The organism is Bradyrhizobium sp. 142 (genome assembly GCF_023074015.1).
Classification (GTDB): Bacteria; Pseudomonadota; Alphaproteobacteria; order Rhizobiales; family Xanthobacteraceae; genus Bradyrhizobium.
In genome coordinates this window covers 1-19,987 of the sequence record NZ_JADPKQ010000428.1, presented here as the reverse complement: position 1 = coordinate 19,987, position 19,987 = coordinate 1, and the positions used below count along the sequence as shown (strand labels likewise).

Annotated in this window: 16 protein-coding genes and 2 pseudogenes; 6 read left to right on the top strand and 12 right to left on the bottom strand. The window is 62.9% G+C overall.

The features are described 5' to 3' along the window. The first annotated feature begins 162 nt into the window (after positions 1–162). Positions 163–2,610 (top strand): TonB-dependent receptor, encoded by a 2,448-nt coding sequence (locus IVA82_RS39940; RefSeq protein ID WP_247382595.1) that lies wholly within the window; start codon positions 163–165, stop codon positions 2,608–2,610. Positions 2,611–2,630: 20 nt separating this feature from the next. On the opposite strand, the gene IVA82_RS39935 is transcribed toward IVA82_RS39940, so the two are convergent. From IVA82_RS39935 to IVA82_RS39920, 4 genes are all read right to left on the bottom strand, one after another. Then, the gene (locus tag IVA82_RS39935; RefSeq protein ID WP_247382594.1) at positions 2,631–4,406 is read right to left on the bottom strand and encodes a S8 family serine peptidase; all 1,776 of its coding nucleotides are present in this window, start codon (positions 4,404–4,406) and stop codon (positions 2,631–2,633) included. Positions 4,407–4,425: 19 nt separating this feature from the next. Next, a complete protein-coding gene (locus IVA82_RS39930; protein WP_247382593.1) occupies positions 4,426–4,797 on the bottom strand; it encodes a hypothetical protein in 372 nt (123 codons plus the stop codon). A 166-nt stretch (positions 4,798–4,963) separates the two neighbouring features. Then, complete coding sequence (locus IVA82_RS39925; RefSeq protein WP_247382592.1) at positions 4,964–5,593, bottom strand: hypothetical protein; 630 nt, start codon at positions 5,591–5,593, stop codon at positions 4,964–4,966. A 666-nt stretch (positions 5,594–6,259) separates the two neighbouring features. Beyond that, entirely contained in the window at positions 6,260–7,027 is a 768-nt protein-coding gene (locus IVA82_RS39920; RefSeq protein ID WP_247382591.1) for a M48 family metalloprotease, read from the bottom strand. 499 nt (positions 7,028–7,526) lie between these two features. Here IVA82_RS39920 and IVA82_RS39915 point away from each other — a divergent pair, with 499 nt between their 5' ends. Then, positions 7,527–7,748, top strand: coding sequence for an ABC transporter substrate binding protein (locus tag IVA82_RS39915; protein ID WP_346658684.1), 222 nt, complete (start codon positions 7,527–7,529; stop codon positions 7,746–7,748). A 205-nt stretch (positions 7,749–7,953) separates the two neighbouring features. Continuing rightward, a complete protein-coding gene (locus tag IVA82_RS39910; RefSeq protein ID WP_247382589.1) occupies positions 7,954–9,372 on the top strand; it encodes a TAXI family TRAP transporter solute-binding subunit in 1,419 nt (472 codons plus the stop codon). Between the two features lie 114 nt (positions 9,373–9,486). Here the strand turns inward: IVA82_RS39910 and IVA82_RS39905 are convergent, their stop codons facing one another. The 7 genes and pseudogenes from IVA82_RS39905 to IVA82_RS39875 all read right to left on the bottom strand — a co-directional run bounded on the left by IVA82_RS39905 (position 9,487) and on the right by IVA82_RS39875 (position 16,042). Beyond that, positions 9,487–10,269 (bottom strand): 3-hydroxybutyrate dehydrogenase, encoded by a 783-nt coding sequence (locus IVA82_RS39905; protein ID WP_247382588.1) that lies wholly within the window; start codon positions 10,267–10,269, stop codon positions 9,487–9,489. 34 nt (positions 10,270–10,303) lie between these two features. Next, positions 10,304–11,476: a patatin-like phospholipase family protein gene (locus tag IVA82_RS39900; protein ID WP_247382587.1), complete on the bottom strand. Its 1,173-nt coding sequence runs from the start codon at positions 11,474–11,476 to the stop codon at positions 10,304–10,306. Positions 11,477–11,508: 32 nt separating this feature from the next. Next, positions 11,509–12,309 carry an acetoacetate decarboxylase gene (locus tag IVA82_RS39895; RefSeq protein WP_247382586.1) on the bottom strand — a complete coding sequence of 267 codons (801 nt, stop codon included), beginning with the start codon at positions 12,307–12,309 and terminating at the stop codon, positions 11,509–11,511. Between the two features lie 82 nt (positions 12,310–12,391). After that, positions 12,392–13,597: an NAD(P)/FAD-dependent oxidoreductase gene (locus tag IVA82_RS39890; RefSeq protein WP_247382585.1), complete on the bottom strand. Its 1,206-nt coding sequence runs from the start codon at positions 13,595–13,597 to the stop codon at positions 12,392–12,394. 110 nt (positions 13,598–13,707) lie between these two features. Beyond that, positions 13,708–13,998 carry a hypothetical protein gene (locus IVA82_RS39885; RefSeq protein WP_148738610.1) on the bottom strand — a complete coding sequence of 97 codons (291 nt, stop codon included), beginning with the start codon at positions 13,996–13,998 and terminating at the stop codon, positions 13,708–13,710. A gap of 98 nt (positions 13,999–14,096) precedes the next feature. Beyond that, a pseudogene (locus IVA82_RS39880) lies at positions 14,097–14,944 on the bottom strand (AraC family transcriptional regulator); the annotation flags it as partial. Positions 14,945–15,100: 156 nt separating this feature from the next. Then, entirely contained in the window at positions 15,101–16,042 is a 942-nt protein-coding gene (locus IVA82_RS39875; RefSeq protein WP_247382614.1) for an AraC family transcriptional regulator, read from the bottom strand. A gap of 412 nt (positions 16,043–16,454) precedes the next feature. Here IVA82_RS39875 and IVA82_RS39870 point away from each other — a divergent pair, with 412 nt between their 5' ends. Further along, the gene (locus IVA82_RS39870; RefSeq protein ID WP_247382613.1) at positions 16,455–17,387 is read left to right on the top strand and encodes an AraC family transcriptional regulator; all 933 of its coding nucleotides are present in this window, start codon (positions 16,455–16,457) and stop codon (positions 17,385–17,387) included. 22 nt (positions 17,388–17,409) lie between these two features. Here IVA82_RS39870 and IVA82_RS39865 read toward each other — a convergent pair whose 3' ends face one another. Beyond that, entirely contained in the window at positions 17,410–18,336 is a 927-nt protein-coding gene (locus tag IVA82_RS39865) for a catalase (protein WP_247382612.1), read from the bottom strand. A 366-nt stretch (positions 18,337–18,702) separates the two neighbouring features. On the opposite strand from IVA82_RS39865, the pseudogene IVA82_RS39860 reads away from it, so the two are divergent. Both IVA82_RS39860 and IVA82_RS39855 read left to right on the top strand, forming a co-directional pair. Next, a pseudogene (locus IVA82_RS39860) lies at positions 18,703–19,085 on the top strand (hypothetical protein); the annotation flags it as partial. Between the two features lie 384 nt (positions 19,086–19,469). Next, entirely contained in the window at positions 19,470–19,892 is a 423-nt protein-coding gene (locus IVA82_RS39855) for a TSUP family transporter (protein ID WP_346658683.1), read from the top strand. The last annotated feature ends 95 nt before the right edge of the window (positions 19,893–19,987 follow it).

The following is a 19,987-nucleotide window of genomic DNA, read 5'->3' as shown; positions in this document are numbered from 1 at the left end:
GAAGCGGGAAGAATTCCCGATTTTGTCAGGAAAACGGGCGCCGAGATCGCCCGACCTTTTACGGCTGGCGCATGCACGGTGGCCGACTACACTCGTCTCAAACAAACGGCAAATTGGCCGCAAAAAAAGCAGACGAACGTGGTTGCGGATGGGACGGCAGGGATGGGCGTGCGAAGGCTGTTGATTGTCTCGGTATCGACGGGGCTGGCGTCTGGAATTGTGCTCGGGACGGAGGCGCGGGCCGCGCAGGACGAAGAGACCAACGTTCAAAACCTGCCGGCAATCGAAGTGGTGGCGCCACGGCAGGCCCCGAGGCGTGCGCCATCGCGCGCGCCGGTACGTTCTGCGAGCGCCGCAAAGCCCAGCAACAGACTGTACGTCTACCCGACCTCGCCGGGCACCGGCAGAGGCCTCGAGGTCGACAAGGTTCCCTCGGCGATCAACGCCGTCGATGCCAACCAGATCAAGCGCACGGGATCGCTGAACGTCACGGACGCGCTGCGCGACAACATCGCCGGAATCAACATCAGCGAGGTCACCGGTAATCCGTTTCAGCCGGATATCGAATTCCGCGGCTTTGTCGCCTCGCCCGTGACGGGCACGCCGCAGGGCCTTGCCGTCTACCAGAACGGCGTCCGCATCAACGAAGCTTTCTCCGACGCCGTCAATTGGGACCTGATCCCCACCGCCGCGATCAGGTCGGTCACGCTGGTGACCAACAATCCCGCCTTCGGCCTCAACGCGCTGGGCGGCGCCATCAACCTGCAGATGAAGGACGGCTTCAGCTACCAGGGCGCCGAAATCGACATGATGGGCGGCTCGTTCGGCCGTATCCAGGGCTCGGCGCAGTGGGGCAAGCAGGTCGACAAGAACTACGGCGTCTACGCGGCGCTCGAACGCCTGCACGACAACGGCTTCCGCAATTTCTCGCAATCGGACGTGCGGCGCTTCTACGGCGATGTCGGCTACAAGGCCGGCGACAGCGAATTCCACGTCAACATGGGGCTCGCCAAGAACGATTTCGGCGCTAGCGCCACCGTTCCGGCCGAGCTGCTGGATAAATATTGGGGCGCGACCTACACGACGCCGCAGATCACCAGCAATCGCGTTGGCTACGTCAACCTGACGGCCAAGGCGGACGCGACGCCGACCTGGACGCTCGAAGGCACGGCGCATGTGCGCCGGTTCGAGCAGAAGATCGTCGACGGCAATCCGACCGACGTGCAGGAATGCGCTATCGCGGGGCTGTTGTGCTTCGGCGACGATGCCACCTCTGCGAATGGTGCGAACGGCGCGCAGCTTGCCAATCCCTTTGCGTCTGGAACGATCCTAGGCGAGATCGACCGCGGCTCGATACGTTCGACCAGCTTCGGCGTATCGGGACAGGCGACCAATGTCGATCAGTTGTTCGGGCATGACAACCGCTTTGTGGTGGGGTCGACCTATGACGCCGGCGTGACGCGCTACAACGCGATCGCCGAAATCGGTTCGATAGCAGAAAACTACGTCGTCAGCGGCAGCGGCGTCTTCCTGGGGCCGTCCGGCACGACCGAAACCGGCCTGACCGGTCCCGTTTCGCTGCGGACCGTCAATCAATATAACGGCCTGTATGCCATGGACACGTTCAACGTCACCGATGCCTTTGCCGTCACGGGCGGCGGCCGTTTCAACGTGGCGCGCATCTCGCTGCAGGATCAGCTCGGCACCGCGCTCAACGGCAATCATACCTTCACCCGTTTCAATCCGGTGATCGGCGGCACCTACAAGATCACGCCCGAGCTGACGGCCTATGCCGGCTATTCCGAGGCCAACCGCGTGCCGACGCCGCTGGAGCTCGGCTGCTCCGATCCGAACAATCCCTGCCTCATTGCGGCGTTCCTCGTCTCCGACCCGCCGCTGAAGCAGGTCGTGTCCAAGACCGTGGAAGCGGGTCTGCGCGGCACCAGGGAGCTCAACATCGGCACGCTCGGATGGAAGATCGGCGGCTTCCGCGCCACCAACTACGACGACATCCTCGCCATCCCCGTTCCCGGGCGAACCGGCTTTGGCTATTTCTCCAATGTCGGCCGCACGCGGCGGCAGGGGCTTGAGGCCGAGGTCAACATCAAGTCTCCCACGCTCCAGTTCCAGGCGAGCTACGCCTTCGTCGATGCACGCTTCCTCGATGCATTGACCCTCGGCTCCAACAGCCCGTTTGCCGATCCGACCACCGAGACCATCCAGGTCTCTCCCGGCAACCAGATCCCGGCGATCCCGCGCCATCGTATCAAGCTTGGCATCGACTACGCCCTGACCGACGTCTGGAAGGTCGGCGGCAACGCGATCTTCGTCTCCAGCCAATATCTGGTCGGCGACGAGTCCAATCAATACGCAAAGCTGCCGTCCTACACCGTGTTCAATCTCCACACCTCCTACCAGGTGACCAAGAACGTCCAGCTCTACGGCCGCGTCGACAACATCTTCGACAGGCGTTATGCGACCTATGGGCAGTTCTTCGACAGGGGCGCGTTGCCCAACTTCGCTAGCGGCGGCGCCGACTTCAGCGACCCGCGTTCGCTCAGCCCGGCGCGGCCCCGTGCGTTCTACGCGGGGATGCGGGTGACGTTCTAGGACGGGGGGCCAATCATCCTCTACGGTCCTTCCGCTAGACCCGCGAGCGCCATCGCTGCTCTGAGTTCATGCACCGTCGCCGTTCCCCCGCCGGCAGCCTGGAACGCCAGAGGGGCCGGATTCAACGGAAGCCGGGTCACGTTGGCCGGGCCGCGTGGCGGCTCGAATATCATCGCCTGGCTTGCGCCGAATGGAATCCGATCGAGCTGCCGAATGGCGCTGCGCATCTCGCGCAGTCCGGCATTCAGAGGCATCGCAAGGGGCCGCTGATCGGACCAGACGCCGAGCGCGCGGGCTGCATCCGGCAACCCGGCCCCGGTCTGCCATGGATGGCCGATGGGCTGCGCCGTCTCCTTCAGAATTTGGAACAGCCGTTCGACCCGGTGGGCATCCTTGGCGATGAAGCTGCCCTTGAAGTCGGCGTGGTCGGCGAGGATCAAGGCTGCAAGCGCGGCAACGTGAGCAGCTGCGAGCGAGGTGCCGTCGCAGACGGCGTAACCGTCCGGCGACTGGCAGGCAATGACCGCAACACCGGGCGCGCACAGGTCGAGTTCGGACCCGCGGCAGGAAAACGGCGGTACGAACAACCCGCCTGCCGCCGCAGTGGCGGCTGCGGCCTGCGCCGCCTGCGGACTGTCTTCCGCGAAGCTTCCCATCCGTCCGACCGCACCGACCGCCACGACATGCGGAGAACAGGCCGGAAACAGTATGCGTTCTCCAGAGTTGCCGGCGGCAGCGACGATGCTGACGCCTTGCTGCTTGGCCATGGCAATGTGCTGCTCAACCAGCACGGAGCCGCGCTCGCAACCGACTCCGACGCACGCCACGTCGATGCCGTTTTGCAGGCAATCATCGAGCGCCGCGATCAGGTCACTGCAACGGGCATCTAGGGGAAGCTTGCAAACATGCAGCTCGCTGTCCGGGGCGTAGCCGCGGATGCCGTGATCTGCCTGCGCAGCCGCATGGATGATGCTTGCGCAAGGCGTGCCGTGGCCAGTGACGTCGTTCGACCATGAGCGATCTTCGCCACGTCGGGCATCGATACCGTGCTCGATGTCAGCCAATAGCTTGTGGCTGGTCGCCACGCCGCTGTCGATGAGCGCGATCTTGACGTCAGCTCCACGGCAATGGTCGGGAATCTGATCGAAGCGCATCGCTTCGCCGCCCCAATCCAGCCCGCGAGGCAGCGGCAACGGTTTCAGGGTGAGGGTGTTCACCGCATCGGCCTCGATATTGGGCCGCTGTTGCCACAAGCCCCAATGGCCGGAGCGTGCGCTGACGAAAATGGCGGCGATTGTTTCCGGCACTTCGTCCCGCAGCGTCAGATCGACGTTGCCATCACGGTCCGTCCGTCCTTGAGCTGACGCCTGCTCGCCGACGAGCTGCACAGTTGCCTGCTCCACAGGCGCACCTGCTTCGCTGAGGACCCGGATCGTCACCTTGAAGTCCGGCCCGAGTGCGGTCATCGTCGTGGCCGTCGGGATGAAAGAGGAGGCCGGGCCGGCAAAGGATGCAGCTCGCAGATGGCTGTCCGGCTCGATGATCAAGCTGCCGGCCGTGGAGCGGCGCAAGGCGGCGGCGGCTTCGTCGGGCATGCGCACGACCGCAATTGGCGGGCCACTGACGCCGCGCTGGTCGTGGGTCCACAGGATGTTGCCGAACTGGTTCAGTTGTTCGGCCAGCGTTTGAGCGCTGATGCCGGCGCCCGCTGGCGCGATCATGTATTGAGTGCTGCGCACTGGTTTGCGTCGATTGTCGCTCGAGGTCGGTCGCGCATCATCTGAACTCGTTGCCATGGCGTCGCCTCCTTTGATCTCAGTGGATAGAAGACTGCGTGCGATCGATCGAGGCCTGTCTCAGCAACGGAAGGCGGGGATCGGCTGCGCGGGCCGCTTCGATCGCGCGATAGGCGAAATAGATCAGGTTGAAGGCCTGCGCATAATCCCGCTCGGTAAACTTGTTGGCTGCCTGGGTGACGATCGAGACGCAGTTTTCCAGGCCCGCATGCTGTACAGCGTTGGCCTCGAGATAGGCAGAGAGCGAGCGCAGCGATTCTGCGATTATGTCTCCAATCATGTTTTCCGCAGCCTGATGATCGAGCACCGGGTTCGGTATTGGGAAGGTGCCGGGCATGGTCCGGAACGGCTGCTCGAATCCTTGGGACTGCAGGCGCAAGAGCAGCGGCATCAGATTGCCAAGCAGGCCCACGAGCTGCTGAATGTCCGACGAGTGCCGCTGTGACGCGGTTGCGGCAGAGGGATTGGAATCCGACATGAGGGTTCTCCTTCGGGGAAGCGTGCGCAACGGCAGGCGAGACCGCCGCTTTTGGCGGCGGTCGCGCCTTACCGCACGGTCAGATCATCCGCTGCTGGCCGTAGGCCTGAAGGTTACTGATGACCTGGGGAATGACGCCGATCAGCTGGCGGGTGATGTCGGCGACATCCTGCTGCGTCAGTTGTCGCTGTTGCTGGCCAAAGCCCGTCGGACCGCCGAACGCCGCCTGGAACTGCGGCGCGCCGAACTGCGTACCCCACATCTGCGCTGGCTGAGTCTGCGTGGGATAGCCGAGACCGAATTGACCGGGGCCTCCGAATTGACCCTGACCGGGACCGCCGTGCATGGCCGAATGCTGCATTTGGGGCTGGCTCTGCAGCATTCCCACGATCTGCGGCACGATGGGCAGGATCTGCCGCACGACTTCGCTCACGTCTTGCGGACTTAGCTGCCGCGGCGCCTGGCCGTAAGCCGCATAGCCCATTCCTGCGAATGGAGTTTGAGCCTGGGCGAGAATTTGAGGCAGCGCTGGTACCAATTGCCGCACGACCTCATTCACGTCCTGTGGCGAAAGCTGGCGCTGTTGGCCGCCCCAGGGCTGCTGACCCCAGCCCATTTGCCCGCCCCAGCCGGGGCCATATCCAGACGCGCCAAAGGTCGGCTGACCGCCGAACTGCCCGTATTGCTGTCCATAGGCCGCCTGGCCCAATCCAAGACCGCCTCCTCCATACTGTTGGCCGCCTTGCGAACCGAATGCTCCCGATCCCCATTGTTGCGGACCGAACTGTCCGAATGGTGAACCATGCGCGAGGTTCTGTTGCAGGGTGTCATAATACGTCATCGCTTGGCCTCCTTGCGATGGTTGGTGCCCTCAGCCCAAAATCCTGCCAAGGCCGGTCGCATGCGCGCCCCCTTCGCGGGCAATAGCGCTTCGTCACGCCGGTGCGACGGCGTTGGACCTTCAAGTTCATATGCTTGGCACGGAAGTCTCAGCCGCAAGCAATGTCGCCCGCCTAGAAGGCGCAAGTTGCGTCCCCTCAAGGTGACAAGCCGACGGTGAAATGTTCTAGAGCGGCAAAATGATAGCCGTCGAGAGATATGGGAGCGGATTGTCCTCGCTGGCATGGTGGCCAGCCATTTATTTTTTATGTCCTACGTCCGCTCAAACGCTCGGCAATTACGCGGGTCTCCCCAGTTCTGGCAACGAGCAGAGACGCGAAAAACGTACTCACGTCGAAATAGTTTCGCGAAAGGGCGGCGATATTTTGGCGGCAATCAAACTTTCGCAAAAATTTCAAGCCACGCGGATTTCGTCAGCACTCTTTGCCTGGTTAGCGAGCCTTCCGATGTGCATCGGTGTCAACTTCAGCGAATGCTAATAAGCGAGGTTGAGCAATGTGCCGACGCGCTCGGAGGTGGCGGGATGGCTGCGAAGCAAGCGCATCGGATCATGCACGAATGCGGACGTGCGGCTTGGTGCAGAGCCGGTGTGATGGCGCTCTAGCTTGTCGAGTGCGGCGATGAGCGCTCGCGAGTCGCCGGTCAGTTCGAGCGCCGTTGCATCTGCATCCAGTTCGCGAACGCGCGACAGAGCAAGTCCAAGGAGCTGGCCGAGAGTTGGTGCTGCGCTCAGCAGCATCGCTAATGGCCGGCTTGATGTCATGCCACCGTGATGATGGCTGGTTCGCAGCAGCGCGAGACCAGCGAGCGAGGTCCAATCGATCGAGCGTCGCAACGCTGTCGCCCAGCCCATCGTCCAGGCGTCATTGTTGCGGATATGAGCGACTTCATGGGCCAATATCCCGGCAATTTCGTCGCGCGTCATGCCGCGTAGCAGGCCTTCGGTCAACACGATGGCACTGCGTTCCGGTCCGCCGAGTGCATAGGCATTCATATCGCGCGGTGCCGGTAGACAATAGAGATCGGGCAATCGCACCAGCCCGGCCCGGCTGCATACTTTTGTCAGAATGGCAAACAGATCCGGCAGCTCGGCAAGGGACAGCAGGCGGGCGCCGAACCAGCGATACACGTTCTCGCGTGAGATGACCGTTTCGTCGGGGCGGGGCGTGCTTCCCAACAGCGCCCGCTGCATGCCCTCGGCTCCGCCGACGCTCCAGCCGCAGACGGCGAGCAGCAATGTCATGGCAAGGATCGCCAATTGAGATGATTGATGGTTCGCAGCCTGATGGGCGTGCCGCCGATGCCGCAACCGCCACTGGTCTCTCGAGCTCAGCTCGATACGGCATCGCAGGAAGAGGCCTGCCTCTCCCGACGGCCAGTGGACCTCCACGGTGACGGTAGGGCCGCGCCCTAAAACGCGCAGCATCTCTCGCGGCGCATGTCGCACCAGAGCGAACGAAACGCTCGGCGTGAGGCCGGTAACGACATCTTGGCCGTGCCGATCACCACGCAACGCCATCGGGCTTACGCCAGCGTGAATCACCCCTGTCCCCTTGTGCGCGTTCAAAGCGAAAAGTTACGGATCTCCCGGTGTCTTGTCATGCGAGTTTCATGCCTTGGACACAGAAAAGTCCCGGTATCCACAGGGGGCGTCCGATCCGCTACGGTGCAAGCCGTTGGGATGAGACCTCAGGAACCGGGATCTATTCAAGCTAAACGATGGTTTGGTCCGATAATGCTTTATCGGCGCTCCACGCCGGAGACGACAGGATGGCACGTCCTCTGGAGGCCGAGGCCAGGCCGGCATCTACACCGGTCAGATCCTGAAGGGTGAGAAGCCGGCCGATCTGCCGGTCATGCAATCCACGGCACTTCAACTCATTGTCAACCTCAAGACCGCCAACACGCTCGGCGCAACCGTGCCGACGTCGCTGCTCGCGCGCGCCAATGAAGTCATCGAATAGAGCACCTATGGCCCGAGGTGTGGGTTCGCGCAGTGCAGCCACGTGTCCGGATGCGGAGCGAGACGGGAGGTCATAGGCTCAGGCGGTCATTCGACGCGGTCACCCGCGCCGGAGCTTTTGCAACCAAGGCCGCTGCTGGGACGTTATCCGGGAATGTGGTAGTCCTACAAGGAAGCAGGCTCTTGCTCTCCGACCGGCAGCGGATATGTCCTCGTCCGATGGTACAGGTACAACCAGTGACGCGGCCCGCCGACAGCGGAGGAGGAGCAACACCTTACTGCTGATCCTGGCAGTTGGATTCTTCATTTTTGGTGCCGCGGCAGGCGCACTGTATTACGCGTTGGGGCCGGTCACTCTCCGGATTGCGGTCGGACCGCCGGGAAGTGACGATCACAAAGTTATTCAAGCGGCGGCCGAGGCCTTCGCCAGCGAAAGCCGGACACTCAGGCTCTCTCTGATCACGACCGACGGCGCGGTCGAAGCTCTCGCCCTGCTTGGTGCCGGGAAAGCCCACCTTGCGGTCGGTCGTGGCGATCTCGAAATGCCGGCCGACGCGCAGACCGTCGCCATCGTGCGCAAGAACTTCGTTGTGCTGTGGTCACCTTCCGGACTTGCGGGCAAGAACTCGAAAAGAAAGCCGGGAGCGAAAATCAAGGAGATCGCCGATCTAGCAGGGCACAGGGTCGGCGTGATCGGCCGGACGCCGGCGAACGCTGCGTTGCTGCGGGTCATCCTGAGCGCCTGCGGAGTGGAGGCGGACAAGGTCGCGATTACGCAATTTGGCACGGACCAGATCGAGCAACTGGCGCGCGACCCCACCCTCGATGCATTCATCGCGGTCGGTCCGCTCGACAGCAAGATCACCTCTGACGCCATCACAGCAACGGCCCGGGCGCGAGGCGATCCCAAGTTTCTCGCGATAGACGCGTCAGAAGCGATCGCCCTGAAACACCCCCGTTATGAATCCGAAGAAATCCCGCCCAGCGTCTTCAATACGAATCCGGCTTGGCCGGACGACAAGGTCGAGACGGTCAGCGTCAGCCACCTGATCATGGCGCAAAAGTCCCTGTCTGAAACGACGGTAGCGGCATTTTTCCGGCAACTGCTCGCCGTCCGTCAGGTGATTGTCCGGCGAGTGCCCGGCGTTGCGCACATCACCAAGCCGGACACCGACAAGGACGCCGAATTGCCGGTGCATCGCGGAGCGGCAGCCGTCATCGACGGCACCGAGCGTACCTTTCTCGACAGGTACGGCGATTACTTCTGGTTTGCTCTGCTGCTTCTCTCCGGGGTTGGTTCGGTCGCGGCCTGGCTGCGTCACTATTTGAATCGGGATGAAAGGGACGAAAACACCGGTCATCGCAACAGAATCCTGGCCATGGTTTCCGGGGTACGGACCGCGGAATCCAACCAGCAAGTCCTGGCAATGCAACGCGAGGTCGACGCGATCATAAGTGAAACGCTCGAATGTTATGATGACGGCGCCATCGAGGAAGAGGAGCTGGCGGCCTTTGGTCTGGTGCTCGACCTGTTCAATCACGCCGTCGTAGAGAGGCGCGCGACATTGCAAGCGGGCCCGCCCGAACCGGTCCGCGGCGCGGCAGCAGGCCGCGGCCTCACGTGACGTCACAATGTGAAACATCACCCGCGATCGCGCCGACACGTGCGGACGACCCGCGGGGGATGTTCCAGGCGGAGCCTAAGCGTGATGTCGCCAATGTGAGAAATACGCGCTTGCCTATTGCGCGGTCCAGCCGCCATCGACTGAGATTGTCGTGCCGGTGATCTGGTCGGCAACGGCCGAGCACAAGAACGCAACAGTGCCACCGAGCTGCTCCGGAGAAGCGAAGTCTAGCGATGGCTGTTTCTCCGCGAGAAGCTCCCCGGTCGCCTCCTTCCGGCTAATGCCCTTCTCCGCCGCGATGTCGTCGATCTGCTTCTCCACAAGCGGCGTGCGCACCCAGCCGGGACAGACCGCGTTGCAGGTGATGCCGCTCCCGGCGGTTTCGAGGCCCACCACCTTGGTGAGGCCGACGAGGCCGTGCTTGGCAGCGACATAGGCTGCCTTGTGGGTGGAGGCGACGAGCCCATGCGCGGAGGCGATATTGATGATCCGACCCCAGCGCTGCTTCTTCATCTGGGGCACGGCGGAAGCAATGCCGTGAAATGCGGCAGAGAGATTGATGTCGAGAATGGCCTTCCACTTGGCGGGCGGGAACTCCTCGACTGGTGCGGTGAACTGGATGCCGGCATTATTGACGAGGATGTCGAGCCGTCCGAATCGTCCGATCGTCGCCTCGATCATTCCGCGCACGGCGTCTCCATCCGACACGTCGGCGCCGTCATATTCGACGCGCACACCGTTCTCGCCTTCGATGCCGCTTCGGATTTTTTCGATCTCGCTCGAGTCGCCAAAGCCGTTCAGGACGAGATTGGCGCCAAGCTTGGCCAGCTCGCGGGCGATTCCAAGGCCGATGCCGCTGGTCGATCCGGTGACGATCGCCACCTTGCCTTTCAACATGACAAATTCCTTTCGATGATGGTTGGAGACGAAGTCAATCGCGGCGGTGGACATCGTGGGTGACGATGCCGAGTTCGGGCGGTGGCGGCTCCAGGCGCCGGCCATCGGCAAGCGTGCGGCGGATGTCGTCCAGTCCGCTCTGCCAATGCGCGCGCATCGCCTTCCGTCCGAACTCGTAGTCCTTGGAGTGACCCTCGTAGAGCTTGGACTGGTAGATCAGGTGGATGATGTTGTGGGAGCGGTGGCGGGCAAGATCGGCGATGGCGCGCATCTCCGGATCGTTCCTTGCGGCTTCGGGCAATTTGTCCATCGTCCGCTGCAGCGCCTGACGCATCTTCTGCATGCGCAGGGCCTGGTCCGTGACAGCACGCGTGCGGCTGGAATATTGAATGTCCTTTTGCCGGCTCGACACTTCCATCATGTCGTAGGGGACGCGGCCCTTGGCTGACCAGAGGTCGACCTGAAACGTCAGGGTGTCCTGCCCGTCACCGGACAGCACGCGGGAGAGAGGCGTATTGGAGACCACGCCGCCATCCCAATAATGCTCGGAGTCGATTTCGACGGCGGGGAACCCGGGCGGCAGTGCGCCCGAAGCCATGAAATGTTTCGGACCCAACCGGCGCTCGGCGGTGTCGAAATAGGTGAGATTGCCGGTGCGGACGTTGACCGCGCCGACGCTGACTCGCACTTCACCCGAGTTCAGCCGGTCAAAGTCGACGAGCCGTTCCAAGGTCCGGTGCAACGGCGCGGTATCGTAGAAGCTGGTCGCAGCGTCACCCGTGAAGGGCGACCATAGTGGCGACGGGAAACGCGGCTTGAAGAAGCCGGGTTGACCCTGATACAGGGCTCGCATCGCCGCAAGCGTGTTGTGCAGCGCATTGAAGTCGAACGCGAAGGGTAGCGCATTTGCCAATCCCTCGCCGACGGGCCATTCCACTGGCGTCGCGCAGATCGTCTCCCAGAACTCGCGCAGGCGCGCGACGCGCTCGTCCTCCGGCGAGCCGGCAATGATGGCGGCGTTGAGGGCGCCAATCGAAATGCCCGCCAGCCAGTTCGGCCGGATGCCGGCCTCGTGGAGACCTTCATAGACTCCGGCCTGGTAGGCACCAAGGGCGCCGCCGCCCTGGAGTACCACTGCAACGACATCGTAGGGAAGCGGATTCATTCGTTGCGTAGAATCGACGTGTTCGCGCGTCACGTTCAACATGGCCAATACTCCTTGCATGGCGGCCGATCCGGTCAACCGGCGTGTGTTTCGATCTGCATTTCAGGTTCGGCCCCGCGCCGTCGCGCTGCTGCAGGCCACTCCAGATAGTCGTGCACGACGGTGCCGAGTCCGAGCGTGAGGTCCGCGACGACGTGCTTGGCCGACAGCACTTGCAGCACCGGCAGCTCGGCGACGGGCGCGAGCGCATGCGAGTAGAGGTCGAGTGCAGCCGGCCCGGTCCATGCACCCTTCACGGTGATATCTTCGAGATGGAAGCGCACCAGTTCGCAGATGCGCGCCGTGCCGTCGACATGCGGAATGATCTTGAGCAGGAAGTTCGGCGCGGCGAGCTTTCGCGCTTCGCCCGAAGCGTCGAGGGCACGGTGCTTGTAGCCCATGGTGCCCGTCGCGATGCGCACGGAACCGTAGTCAAGCGTTCCGACCAGCGTGTCGGTCTCGACGGCGAGTTTCGGCTGCGCCAGCTTCTTCGGAAAGCCCCACAATTCGCGACCGCCCGCGATCGGCGGATGATCATTGAGATACATCTGATGAACGAAACTGCCGACCTGGCCGCGGAAGGACACCGGGATGACCTGGCCGCTTTCGGTGTAATCGCCGAAGCCGGTGGAGTCGGGCATGCGGATGAACTCGTAGTTCACGACAGGCTCGGTCAGCTCCAGCGGCTCCGGCACGATCCGGCGCAGCGCATCGGGATCGGTCCGGTACTGGATGATGAAGTATTCGCGGTTGACGAACCGGTAGGGGCCGGGCGGAAAGGCCGGGTTCGTCAGCGGCATGGCGAACGCGTTTGCGCGGACGGTCTCGTATTTCATCGGGGTCGAGCTCCAGATTTGATGGATGGTGAGCGGGGCCGCCCTTTCTGCATGAAAGGCGCGGCCCGTATCGCGTCAGGCGCTACAGCTTGGTGACTTGCTCCGGATCGGCCGATGCGAGCGCAGCGGCGCGCTCGGCTTTCGGCGGATAGATCCAGACGGTGTTGATCTCACGCTTCGTCTTCTTGGCGACGTCGCCGATCATCTCCACGTTGCGCTCCCAGCCGCGCGTGAACACTGCGCCGGCTTCGCCGAGGTCGAGGCAGGTGACGTAGGCCTTCTGGTGGTAGGGCGTGGTCGGCACGCCTAGCAGCTCGGCTGCGGCGTTGTTGCCGGCAAAGGCGCCCATTCGCGTGGCGTGCTGGCACGACATCAGCGCGTAATTGCCCTCGTCGTCGCAGGCGGCACGGGCTGCATCGCCGGTGGCGAAGACGCCCTGGACGCCCGGCACGCGCAAACAGCGATCGACCAGCAGACGGCCGAAATTGTCGCGCTCGGCTGAGATTTGCGCGGTCAGGGGGGCTGCACGAATGCCGGCCGCCCAGATCACGGTCTCCGCTTCGATGTGCTCGCCGTTTGAAAGCGTGACGCCGGACTTGTCCAGCGAGGCGACGCCGGCGCCGACCCGGGTTTCCACGCCCACCTTCCGCAGGGCTTCCTCGATGACGGGGCGCGGGCCTTCGCCCATATCGGGGGCGATCGCCGGGTTGCGTTCGACGATGATGACGCGCGGCTTCGCGTTCTTGCCGAGGATCGCGCGCAGCCGCGTGGGCATTTCAGTCGCCGCCTCGATTCCGGTGAAGCCGCCGCCTGCGACGACGACGGTGTCGCGGCCGTTCGCGGCCGGCCGCTTGGCCAGGCTATGCAGATGCTTGTCGAGAGCAACCGCATCATCGAGCGAGTCGACGCTGAAACCGTGTTCGGCTAGGCCGGGAATGCTGGGACGGAACAGCCGGCTGCCGGTGGCCACCACAAGGCGATCGTAGGAGAGGGTCTTTCGCGTGCCTTTGTTGGTGGCGATCTGCACCATCCGAGACTTGGTGTCCACCGTCTCGGCGCTGCCTTGCACGTAGACGACATCGATGGAGTTGAGGACATCGAGAAGGGGCGCGGTCAGGGTTTCGGGTTTCGGCTCGTAGAGCCGCGGGCGAACCACCAGCGTCGGCTCGGGCGCAACCAGCGCGATCTCGAGCTCTTCGGGCGAAACACCCTTGATGTCGCGCAGGCGTGCTGCGGAAAGGGCGGCGTACATGCCGGCGAAGCCGGCGCCGATGATGACTAGTCGCATTGACATTCTCCTACTCGGGCACAGGCGCGTTGCCGCTGCCGCATCCGAGCTGCGGCAAGCCTTGTTGCGATCGGCAACGACGCGAAGGGGTGAAACGAAATCGCCGGCTCTTAAGGGACGATGCAGCCGGCTGGCGGTGAGCTTGGCGGCCACCCCTTGCGAAGGAGGATCGGCTGCAGGGACTGCTGGCCCCAGTCCTGATAGGGCAGGCGCGCGCTATCCCTGGCCACGACTGAAATCAGCGAGTGCGCGCGTTGCGCGGATTGCGGCGGAATTTCCACCTCTTCCCCCGCGGCCGAAGTGAATCGGACCGCCAGCGAAAGCCCATACACGACGGCGGTCGCGAGGCCCCTTCGGGGTAACGTGATTGCCAGCCGGCTGACGAAGTTCTTTCCAAACATCCTGTGTCTCCGTCGGTTGGATTGGACATGATGATGGTCTAACTGATCCAATCTGCCTTTGCGCCAGAGCGATTGCCGTCGCTATAGAGTGATTGCTGCTAACGCATGCGCCTTCGCCAATCGCTCGGGGTCTCGCCGGTCAGCTTCCTGAATGCCGCAGCGAAGGCGGTCTGGGAGGAGTAGCCAAGCGCGGCGGCGATTAAGAGGATCGAATCGTCGGTGTCACGCAGCATCTTCATGGCCTGCTCAAGTCGGTGCTGTCGCAGCCAGGCATGCGGCGAGAGCCCGGTACTCTCCTTGAAGGCGCGGCAGAAGTGGAAACGCGACAAAGCGGCATCCGACGCCAGCGCCGAGAGTGAGATATCCGCGTCAGCATCCGAGCGCAGGCGTTCGATGGCGCGAGCAAGTATCCTGGGCGACAGTCCGCCGATGACCGGCCTGGATTTTGGAGGCGAGCCGGCGTACGACGAGAGAAGACGCGTGGCGAGAAGATCCGTCAGTTGATGCCTGAACAGCGAGTCCAGCGCCGCGCTGCCTTCCAGTGCGTCGGCCGCACTCAGCAGCAATCGGGATGTAACGGGGTCGGGATGCGCAGTCCGCTCCACAAGGTCGCCCGGCGCGGTCGTGCCCGCTTCAGCGGCGACGCGCACGAGCGTTGACTGCGGAAGGTAGAGCTGAAGACATTTAGAGGCTGGTAAATGTCCCATCGTGAGCTCGAACCGGCCGGAATGACCGTCACGGTCCCACCTCGCGCCGTTCCAGTCACAAATTCTTTCCCGGAGCGCCGCTCGAACCGCGCTGGCCCTTCGGGGAAAGCCATGATGACGTGATCGGCCATGGGACCAACGATGTCGTGCAGCGGATCATGCCTCCAAAAAGTGATTGCACCGCTGGATGGATCCGACGCTACGCTCACGGGCCGGGTCTTGAGCACGCGCATCATTTCCGCATCCGCATGAGGGTGTTCGCCCGGTTGCAGATCGCGCGCATGGGTTTGCGGAGTGTCGGGCCGGTCCTGAGAAGGCTGGTGCCGGATAGGCTTGCAGCTCATAGACGTGTCCTCGCCATCGAAAAGGACCTCGTTGCCCAGAAGCGGTTGTTGCTAGCGCGTGTGGCGCCTGCGCCACTCGCTCGGTGCTTCGCCAGTCAGCTTCCTGAACGCCGCGGCAAATGCGGTCTGCGAGGAATAGCCAAGCGCCGCGGCGATCGAGACGACCGATTCGTCGGGCTCCCGCAGCATGTTCATTGCCTGCTCGATCCGGTGCTGGCGCAGCCAGGAATGCGGGGAAAGCCCGGTGCTTTCCTTGAAGGCGCGGCAGAAGTGAAAGCGCGATAGGCCGGCATCGGAAGCCAGCGCATCGAGGGAAACGTCCGCATCGCTGTCCGAGCGCAACCGCTCGATCGCACGGAGCAGAACTTTCGGCGACAGCCCACCCACGGTCGGCCGGAACATCGTTGGCGAACCGGTGTGCGCAGCCAGCAGGCGCGTGGCGAGAAGATCTGTCAGCTGATGCCGAAACAGCGTATCCAGGGCTCCATTGCCTCCGGTTGCATCGGACGCGCTCAAGATCAGTCGGGACGTGATGGGGTCAGGATGCGCCGTTCGCTCGAGCAGGTCGGTCGTTGTGGCGATCCCGGCCTCCTCAGCAACGCGCTTCAGCCTTGCATCAGGAAGATAGAGTTGAACCACATCAACAGGCTTCGGGATATCCCATCGGGAGCTCGATCCTTCCGGAATGATGATCAGGACCCCGCGACGAAACGTACCGATCGCCACCGATTTTCCTGACCGTCGCTCCATGCGCTGCATCACGCCGTTGTAGGCCATGATCACGTGGTGGCTCATGGGCTCGACCACGTCGTGCAATGGATCATGTTTCCAGTGGGCGATCCCGGCACCGGAGGAATCCAGTGCCATGCGAAGCGGCTCGGTCCCGAGAACGCGCGCCATCTCCGCATCCGCGGCGCGACGCTCAGCCGTCGCGCTATCGTCCGGCTGTGCACCCGCCGCGGGGGGCAAATCTTTGTGCGCGGAATTGCGCATGGGTGCGGTGCTCGCAATCATTGCGTGCCTCCTCCTGATGACCTGAAGCTTCCGATGAGTTGCCGTATTTGTACGGGTTCGCGCGTGTTCTATGCGCTGCAAAGGCTCAGCGTATTTCCTGAAACGGCTATGTTTTGTCCGATACTGCTCCAAGCAGGTGTGCGCTTTCACAAACGCACGATGGGCGAGCGATGAGTTGTCGAGGTATTGAACCGGGGTCGCGCGAGGGCATCACAATCCGTTGAAATGCTTGCGAAAAACGTATTGTGACAATAGGTGCGGCAGGCGGTCACAGGGCTATCGTTGCAAGGCGGGAGTCTGGACCGTTGCTTGCCGATGTCGGATAATTGCGCGTGGCTTGGCGGTTGCGTCCCGCGCGCCAGTCGCGCCTCACAAAACGAGATCTACTCCCATGACACAGGCGAGCGCTTTCGGCCGGAGTCTCCGGCAGTTCTTGCATTTGAGGGATGCGCCGCCCTCGCTAATCACGCGTTCACTGCGCGGCGCGGAGCTCGCGGTCACCGAAACCCGGGATGACAATCCCGTGCCGGGTCTCTCCGGTTCGTTTGCCCCTGAGGATGCCTTTGTCGTCAGCCTGAAGCTGCACGACTACCCGGACTGCGAACTCTGGGAAAACGGCAAGTGCGTGATGAAGGCGGATGTCCCAGCGGGCGCAACATATCTGTACGATCTCAAGCGTGATCCGCGCTATGTGATCGACAAGCCGTTCCACTCCCTGTTTTTCTATTTGCCGCGCTCGGCGCTCGATGGCCTCACCGAGCAGTCCCGCGTGCCGCGCGTCGGTCAGCTTGCCTGTGAACTCGGCGTCGGCCATGACGACGCGGTCATCCGTCATATCGGCGCGGCGCTGCAAGAAGGGCTGCGTCGGCCGGACGAGACCAACCAGCTTTTCATCGATCACATGATGCTCGCGCTCACCGCACACGTAGCCCAGGTCTATGGCGGACTGCAGAGCGTCACCGAATCAATCCGCGGCGGCCTTGCGCCATGGCAGGTCAAGCGCGCCTGCGAAAGACTGGAGTCCGACCTCCGCGGAAAGCTTTCGCTGGCAAAGATCGCAGCCGAGTTCGATCTCTCCGTCAGTCATTTTTCGCGGGCATTTCGCGTCTCTACCGGCTTGCCGCCACACCAGTGGCTGCTTCGCCAGCGCGTGAATACGGCCAAGCAATTGATGGGGGTGCGCGGCCTTTCGCTCTCGGAGGTGGCGATATCTGCAGGGTTCGCCAATCAGAGCCACTTCACGCGGGTGTTTTCCTCGGTGGTCGGCACCAGCCCGGGAATGTGGCGCCGTGAGGGGCGGGACGCGCCGGAAAACGAAACGTGATCCCGGCAAGACGCGCTCTCGCTCAGCGGCGCAGTTTCTGTGAGATGGCATAGGCGGCGCGCCGCGCCGCAAACATCTCGTCCGGCGGATGGCCGATGCCTTCGGCAAGATGCGCCGGATTGAACACGAGCCCGTCGCACGCCTCGTTTGGCTCAGTGCCCGTTATCACGATCGTTCCGAGGCGTACTGCTTCGCGTCCATCCTCGTCGGGCCAGCGGATGGTCACGTCCATGACGGGGTCGCCGGGACGGTCCAGCAGCGCCATCACGCTGAACCTGACATCGCGGGCGGCGATCCGGGATTCGAGGTCGTCCTGGAGCAAGTCGGTGGACTTTGCCGTGGCCACGTCTTCGGTCGGCCTGCCTTCCTCGCCGACGGGCGCGAGTTTGAACTTGATGAACCGTGTCTCGCCCATTGCATTCGTTGCGGGAAACGCATGCACGCCCCAATAGATCGTGCAGGCACGGCTTGCGGGCAGCGGATGCGCGGCCAGGTAGCTTGCCTGACGCAACGTTTCAGGATTGGCGGCAGAGAATGCCTCGACTTGCGCCATGTCCGGCTTGCCGTCCGCGCCCGGCATGCGCGCCTGCAGGAAAGCGAGCATCTGGTCGAGCGTTCTGGCAAAATGAACGGGGGCACTCTGGGTCAAGATCTCCGAGCGTTCGCCGTCGCTGCCGAGCCGAAAGCTGAAGCCGCGCAGCAGGCGCCTCTCGGCGCCCACCGCGTTCGGGTTGCCCACGTCCGCCGAGAACCGCGCAAGCACCCGGGATGGCTTGGTGAAGCTCCGGGATTTGGTGATTTCCTTTGCCTGATCCGAAGGAGCGTAGGTGCCGCGAACGCATCGGCCCCCGGCGAAGCTCGCACGTGCCTTCGGCGGAAGACCGCCAACCGCCTTCAGCGCGTCGACGATGGATGCTGGCGTGGCAGCGCGGCCCGGGGACGGAGGCAGGACGGGATCCTGGGTTCGAAGGCTGGGGTTCGTTTGTGGCTCATGCCAATCCAAGCTTCTTTCCCAAAACGGACATGCCTTGTCCGATTCTGCGACAAACTCAACTCCTCGACCGGACTGCTCTTTTCGAGGAACTTGATCCGCCGCCAGGCTCTCGGCATCGACTTTGCCGTGACCGACGTCTGGAAGGCCAGCGGAACGCGATCTTCGTCTTCAGCCAATATCTGGCCGGCGACGAGTCCAATCAATATTCATCCCGAAGAATTCGTGGCACGGGTTCGCGAACCCGGACAGTGAGCTGCTGCTGCTTTGGATTGTCACGCCCACCGGCCTGGATGCGTTTTTCCGCGAAACCTGCAGTCCGCCCTCAAGGCCGAGGTTAACATCAAGTCCCCCACGCTCCAGTTGCAGGCGAGCTACGCGTTCGTCGATGCACGCTTCCTCGATGCATTGACCCTCGGCTCCAACAGCCCGTTTGCCGATCCGACCGCCGAGACCATCCATGGGTCTTCCGGCAACCAGATCCCCGCGATTCCGCGCCGTCCTACACCGTCTTCAATCTCCACACCTCCTATCAGGTGAAGAAGAACGTCCAGCTCTATGACCGCGTCGATAACGTCTTCAACAGGCGTTGTGCGACCTATGGACAGTTCTTCGACAGGAGCGCGTTGCCCGACTTCGTCAACGGCGGCGCCGATCTCAGCTATCCGGGGATGCAGGCACCTTCGAAGCGCAGACGTCCGCTATAGCTCCAATGCCGCCATGGCAGCGACGAACGTCCTCGTCTGTTCGTGGACCCATTGCGGACCATATGCGGTGCATGGGAGTTTGATTTTCGAAGGCGTTTAGTCTAGGGGAGTTCCAGCCCCGCATCCTGCCGTAAGCAGAGCCGCGAAGCAGACCGGCACGACGGTTCGTGTCATGCCTGAAGTTTCGGTACTTCTCCTTGCCGCTTGCATGTTTTTTGGCGCGGCGCTCTATACATCCGTCGGCCATGCAGGGGCATCCGCGTACATTGCGCTCATGGCGCTGTTCGGCATCCCTCCGGCAGTGATGCGGCCTACGGCGCTGGCCCTCAACATTTTAGTATCGGCCTTTACTTCGTTCCGTTTCGTTGACGCTGGTCTGTTCCGCTGGCGCACACTCTGGCCGTTTTTAGTTGGAGCCATCCCCTTCGCGGCGCTAGGCGGCTCCTTACACCTTCCGGGCGCGTACTACCGTCCATTGGTAGGGACTGTGCTCTATTCAGCGGTGCGCGGTTGCTGTGGCCGCGTGAGCTTAAGTCCAGCTTCGATCTGCGCGATCCGCCGATCTGGGCTGGCGTGCTTTGTGGGATTGGCATCGGCTTTCTCTCCGGCCTCACCGGGACTGGCGGCGGCATCTTTCTTTCCCCACTTCTGCTTTTCCTCGGATGGTCCGATACACGTACCGCTTCGGGCGTCGCTGCCGTCTTCATCCTCTGCAATTCGATTGCCGGTCTGCTTGGAAACCTGGCTATAGTGCGTTCGTTGCCGCCGGACTTGTGGATTTACGCCATCGGCGCTGGTCTAGGGTAACCGGCATGAGGCCCCCACCTCGCCATCGCGAGGTTCGCCTGCGATACAGCCTGGCATGAGCTGATCGGTGGAGGTGAAGCGATGGCAAATGCCAT

Coding starts and splice junctions, on each gene's coding strand:
- IVA82_RS39940 (WP_247382595.1), top strand. CDS start 163: ATGGGCGTGCGAAGGCTGTTGATTGTCTCGGTATCGACGGGGCTGGCG.
- IVA82_RS39935 (WP_247382594.1), bottom strand. CDS start 4,406: ATGGCAACGAGTTCAGATGATGCGCGACCGACCTCGAGCGACAATCGA.
- IVA82_RS39930 (WP_247382593.1), bottom strand. CDS start 4,797: ATGCCGCTGCTCTTGCGCCTGCAGTCCCAAGGATTCGAGCAGCCGTTC.
- IVA82_RS39920 (WP_247382591.1), bottom strand. CDS start 7,027: ATGACATTGCTGCTCGCCGTCTGCGGCTGGAGCGTCGGCGGAGCCGAG.
- IVA82_RS39910 (WP_247382589.1), top strand. CDS start 7,954: ATGTCCTCGTCCGATGGTACAGGTACAACCAGTGACGCGGCCCGCCGA.
- IVA82_RS39905 (WP_247382588.1), bottom strand. CDS start 10,269: ATGTTGAAAGGCAAGGTGGCGATCGTCACCGGATCGACCAGCGGCATC.
- IVA82_RS39900 (WP_247382587.1), bottom strand. CDS start 11,476: ATGTTGAACGTGACGCGCGAACACGTCGATTCTACGCAACGAATGAAT.
- IVA82_RS39895 (WP_247382586.1), bottom strand. CDS start 12,309: ATGAAATACGAGACCGTCCGCGCAAACGCGTTCGCCATGCCGCTGACG.
- IVA82_RS39890 (WP_247382585.1), bottom strand. CDS start 13,597: ATGCGACTAGTCATCATCGGCGCCGGCTTCGCCGGCATGTACGCCGCC.
- IVA82_RS39885 (WP_148738610.1), bottom strand. CDS start 13,998: ATGTTTGGAAAGAACTTCGTCAGCCGGCTGGCAATCACGTTACCCCGA.
- IVA82_RS39875 (WP_247382614.1), bottom strand. CDS start 16,042: ATGCGCAATTCCGCGCACAAAGATTTGCCCCCCGCGGCGGGTGCACAG.
- IVA82_RS39870 (WP_247382613.1), top strand. CDS start 16,455: ATGACACAGGCGAGCGCTTTCGGCCGGAGTCTCCGGCAGTTCTTGCAT.